Origin of the sequence: uncultured Leptotrichia sp. (genome assembly GCF_938036635.1) — a bacterium.
GTDB classification, from domain to species: domain Bacteria; phylum Fusobacteriota; class Fusobacteriia; order Fusobacteriales; family Leptotrichiaceae; genus Leptotrichia; species Leptotrichia hongkongensis.
The window spans coordinates 1-4,455 of record NZ_CALHQO010000201.1 but is presented as its reverse complement, the minus strand read 5'-3'; the positions used below and the strand labels follow the sequence as shown (position 1 = coordinate 4,455).

Below are 4,455 nucleotides of genomic sequence, written 5' to 3'. Positions count from 1 at the left end.
AACAGGATACTTACTGCTATTAATACATACTTTATAATGTTATTTTTTTTATCCATCACTCTTTCCCCTTTCCTAAACATTGTTTGTCCGCTTGAACTGGTTCATTTGAACTAAATTTATTAAAAATAAAAGTGTGAATGAAAATATTAGCATAACTAGAGCAATTACAGTCGCAGAAGGATAGTCGACATAATTTAATTTTTGCATAATTACATAGGAAACAACCTGTGTATGCTCTTTTAGGCTGTTTCCTGAAATGTAAATTACACTTCCATATTCTCCAAGCCCTCTTGAAAAGGCAAGTCCAAATCCTGTTAATAAGGCAGGTCTTATTTCAGGGAAAATTACTTTCCAAAAAGTCGTTTTTCCGTCTGCACCTAAGATATATGCCGCTTCCTCATACTGATTGTCCAGCTTTTCCAGAATTGGCTGAACTGCTCTTACCACGAAAGGAATTCCTACAAAAATTAAGGCAATTATTATCCCAACGTGAGTATATGAAATTTTTATCCCAATTTTTGCAAAATATTTTCCAACCATCCCAGTATCAGAATACATTTTTGAAAGTGTGATTCCTGCAACTGCAGTAGGCAAGGCAAAAGGCAATTCAAGCATTCCGTCTAAAAATCTTTTTCCAAAAAAGTCGTATTTTATAAGCACCCACGCTAAAATTACTCCGAAAACGCAGTTTACAGCGGCAGCGATAAATGAACAGAGGACGCTTGTAAAAAATGCATTCAAAACTGGCTTTTCTGTTACAAGTTTCCAAAATTCAAGAGGTGACAGCCTAAAGGAATAAACTAATATCGAGGCTAAAGGTATTAATATCAGAATTGACAGCATTGTCAATGATATTCCAAATGTAAGTCCAAATCCTGGAATTACAGGCTGCTCTTTTCTTTTTAATGCTAATATTTTCATTTTTTCACTCCTTTCATAACAATATCTCCAATTAAAAGATTTTTTGCCTATTCTCTTATATTAAATAAAAAGACTTTTGACAATGAACCTTTGCCGCACAAGTATTATTGCTATTTAATTTTGAAACAATTTATACTTCTAATTTTCATAAATTTTATCAAATAATGCACCTTCATTGAAAAATTTCTCGTAGGCTTTTTTCCAGCCGCCAAAATCATCTATTTTTGTTAGTTTCATCTTTAAGTCAAATTTATTTTCATATTTTTTCAGAATTTTCTGATTGTAAGGTCTGTAGCCACTTTCAGCGATTATTTCCTGCGCTTTTTCTGAATACAGATATTTCAAGTATTCTGTACTTATCTGATAAGTTCCGTTGCTTTTTGCAACTTTGTCAACTACCGCTACTGTAGGCTGTGCCAAAATACTCACACTCGGATAGACAATCTCATATTTTTCAGGATACTCCCTAACCGTAGCAATCGCCTCATTTTCCCACGCAATCAGTACATCTCCCTGATTATTTTCCACAAAAGTCGTAGTTGCTGCCCTTGCCCCCGAATCCATTACTGCCACATTGTCATAAATATTTTTCACAAAATTTTGAATCTTATGCTCATTATTTCCAAATTTTTCACGTCCGTATGACCACGCCGCCAAAAAATTCCAGCAAGCTCCACCGCTGCTTTTCGGATCAGGTGTTATCACTTTTATTCCTTTTTCTGTCAAACTGTTCCAGTCCTTAATATTTTTCGGATTTCCTTTTCTTACAAGAAAAACGATTGTAGAGGTATACGGAGAAGAGCTTCCGGGAAATTTGTTTACCCAGCCTTTTTCAAGCAAGTCTGCCTTCTCAAGAAGCGCAACATCATTTTCCAGTGCTAAAGTTACCACATCCGCATCAAGCCCTTCAATTACCGAACGTGCCTGTGAGCCTGAGCCTCCATGCGATTGGGAAATTTTCACATCCTGTCCATATTTTTGCCTGTAATATTCTATAAACAGCTTGTTATACTTTTCGTACAGTTCACGGGTAGGATCATAGGAAACATTTACAATTTCCAATTTTTTCCTACTTTTTCCAGATTTGCTGTTTTGCCGCATAATTCCGATAAAATAAAGAAAAATAACAATTATAGCAAATATTACTGGTATTTTCAGTTTCTTTAACATGTTCACATTCCCCTTTTTATGAAATCTGTCTATTCAATAATTTGATTAATATTAAATCATATAAAAATTATCCCCACTTACTACTTTTCTGTAAGTTTCAAATTTTGCCCATTTTTTGTGAATTTCCACTTTATTTACATTTTGATTGTAATCTAAAAGATAATTTTTCATATCTTCCCTAGTTTTAATCTGCAATCCAAATCCTGCTGTGTCTAATATTGGCAGTCCTGTAAAATGATAATCTTCCAATTTAACAATATCAAAAATTTTACAGTCTCGCACTAAAACTGCCGCCTCACTTTCAAGTGATATAATGTCAAAATATTGTGGATATTCAAAACTATCTCCTTTTTGAGGCACTTCGTCGCCAACATGGTATGTTTTTTCTTTTGTTCCTTCTTTAGACATTCTCGCATTTTCAAAATCGAAATATAGTTCTTCAAAAATGTATCCGTCAATTTTTATGTCATCCTTTTCAAAATAAGGTTTTTCTCCAATTGTATCAATATTTTCCACTACTCCTGCAGCGGCAGTCTGATGTGAAAGCCTGTCAATCAGTATCAATTCTCCCAAAGCCTTATTTTTTTTGAATAAATCAACAATGACTTTATCTGAAAATTCAATTTTGCAAAATGCAATTTCATTTTTTGCGATACTTTGTGTTTCAATTTTTTCTCCTGTATTCACATCAATTTTATATACAATTTCCTTTAATATTGCGGAAAGCTTCTTTGTTCCAAGTTTTGCCAAATATTCCTTTCCAACTGTCAATTTGTCATCATCCATCCACAATAATACAGCTTCAACCGATTTTGCAACTGGAAGATTTTTATTTTTTGTAATAACAGAACCACGGCTCACATCCACTTCCTTGTCCAGCTGAATTGTAACAGCCTGTCCAGAAAATGCCTCTTCTACATTTTTATCTCCATTCAAAATCGTTTTAACAACTGCAGTTTCATTACTTGGCAAAACAGTGATTTCTTCTCCAGTTCGTATAATTCCACTTTCAATTTGCCCCTGAAATCCTCTAAATTCGTGATTTGGACGGCATACACGCTGGATTGGGATATAAAAGTCTGAATTTTCGTTATTTTCTGTCACATCCACTATTTCCAGATATTCTATAATGCTCTCGCCCTTATACCAGTCCATATTTTCAGATTTTTTTGTAACATTATCGCCTTCCGTGGCACTCACGGGAATTATTTTTATATTTTCTAATTCCAGTTCCTTCGCTAATTCTTTCACTTCATTGACAATTTTATTAAATTTCTCTTCGCTGTATTTTGCTAAATCCATTTTATTTACTGCAAAGACAAAGTGCCGTATTCCAACCATCGAGCAAATTCTCGCATGTCTTCTTGTTTGTACAAGCACTCCTTTTGTAACGTCCAAAAGTAAAATCGCAACTTCCGCAAAAGAAGCTCCAACCGCCATATTTCGAGTATATTCCTCATGCCCTGGCGTATCAGCCACAATAAAGCTCCGTTTATTTGTCGTAAAATACCGATATGCCACATCAATTGTGATTCCTTGCTCCCTTTCAGCCATCAATCCGTCCAAAAGCAGCGAATAATCGATTGCTCCTCCACGTGAACCAACTTTACTGTCTAAAATTAACGCTTCTTCCTGATCCGCATAAAGGAGCTTAGAATTGTAAAGGATATTTCCAATTAATGTCGATTTTCCGTCATCCACACTCCCACAAGTTATAAATTTTAATAATCTTACCATTAAAAATACCCCTCTCTTTTTCTTTTTTCCATGCTTGCCGCTCCGCTGTCCTTGTCAATAACCCTGCTTGTTCTTTCAGATTCCACCGAACTTAGCGTTTCATCTATTATTTCCTCCAAAGTTACAGCATTTGACTCCACAGCCCCTGATAACGGATAATCTCCTAAAGTTCTAAAACGAACCATTCTAATTTCAGGATCTTCGCCTTCTTCCAGTCTCATTCTCTCATCATCAACCATTATCAAATTTCCATCCCTTTCCACAACAGGACGTTCTGCCGCCGAATAAAGTGAAACAATTGGTATATTCTCCCTTTGAATATACTCCCAAATATCCTTTTCCGTCCAGTTGGAAATTGGAAAAACCCTGATACTTTCACCTTTACTAATTTCTGTGTTGTAAAGTTTCCACATTTCTGGACGTTGATTTTTGGGATCCCATGCTTGTGCTGCATTTCTAAATGAGAAAATTCTTTCTTTAGCACGACTTTTTTCCTCATCTCTACGACCTCCACCAAATGCCGCAGTAAATCCATATTTATTAAGCGCCTGCTTCAATGCCTGCGTTTTCATAATATCTGTAAATGAAGCTCCATGATCAAACGGATTAATATTTTTTTCAACTCCT

The 4,455-nt window shown here is 35.2% G+C and carries 4 protein-coding genes; all 4 read right to left on the bottom strand.

All coding sequences use genetic code 11. From position 1 onward, the window contains the following. Positions 1-72: 72 nt before the first annotated feature. Complete coding sequence (gene cysT / locus Q0370_RS03945; RefSeq protein WP_299572405.1) at positions 73-921, bottom strand: sulfate ABC transporter permease subunit CysT; 849 nt, start codon at positions 919-921, stop codon at positions 73-75. Positions 922-1,059: 138 nt separating this feature from the next. Continuing rightward, positions 1,060-2,091 (bottom strand): sulfate ABC transporter substrate-binding protein, encoded by a 1,032-nt coding sequence (locus Q0370_RS03940; protein ID WP_299572402.1) that lies wholly within the window; start codon positions 2,089-2,091, stop codon positions 1,060-1,062. Positions 2,092-2,142: 51 nt separating this feature from the next. Then, complete coding sequence (locus Q0370_RS03935; protein ID WP_299572400.1) at positions 2,143-3,828, bottom strand: GTP-binding protein; 1,686 nt, start codon at positions 3,826-3,828, stop codon at positions 2,143-2,145. Further along, on the bottom strand, positions 3,828-4,455 hold a 628-nt coding region (gene cysD / locus Q0370_RS03930; protein WP_299572398.1), incomplete at its 5' end, for a sulfate adenylyltransferase subunit CysD. The genes Q0370_RS03935 and cysD, both read right to left, overlap by 1 nt.

Excerpts from the sequence above, each read along its gene's own strand:
- Q0370_RS03940 (WP_299572402.1), bottom strand. The coding sequence starts at position 2,091 with ATGTTAAAGAAACTGAAAATACCAGTAATATTTGCTATAATTGTTATT.
- cysT (WP_299572405.1), bottom strand. The coding sequence starts at position 921 with ATGAAAATATTAGCATTAAAAAGAAAAGAGCAGCCTGTAATTCCAGGA.
- Q0370_RS03935 (WP_299572400.1), bottom strand. The coding sequence starts at position 3,828 with ATGGTAAGATTATTAAAATTTATAACTTGTGGGAGTGTGGATGACGGA.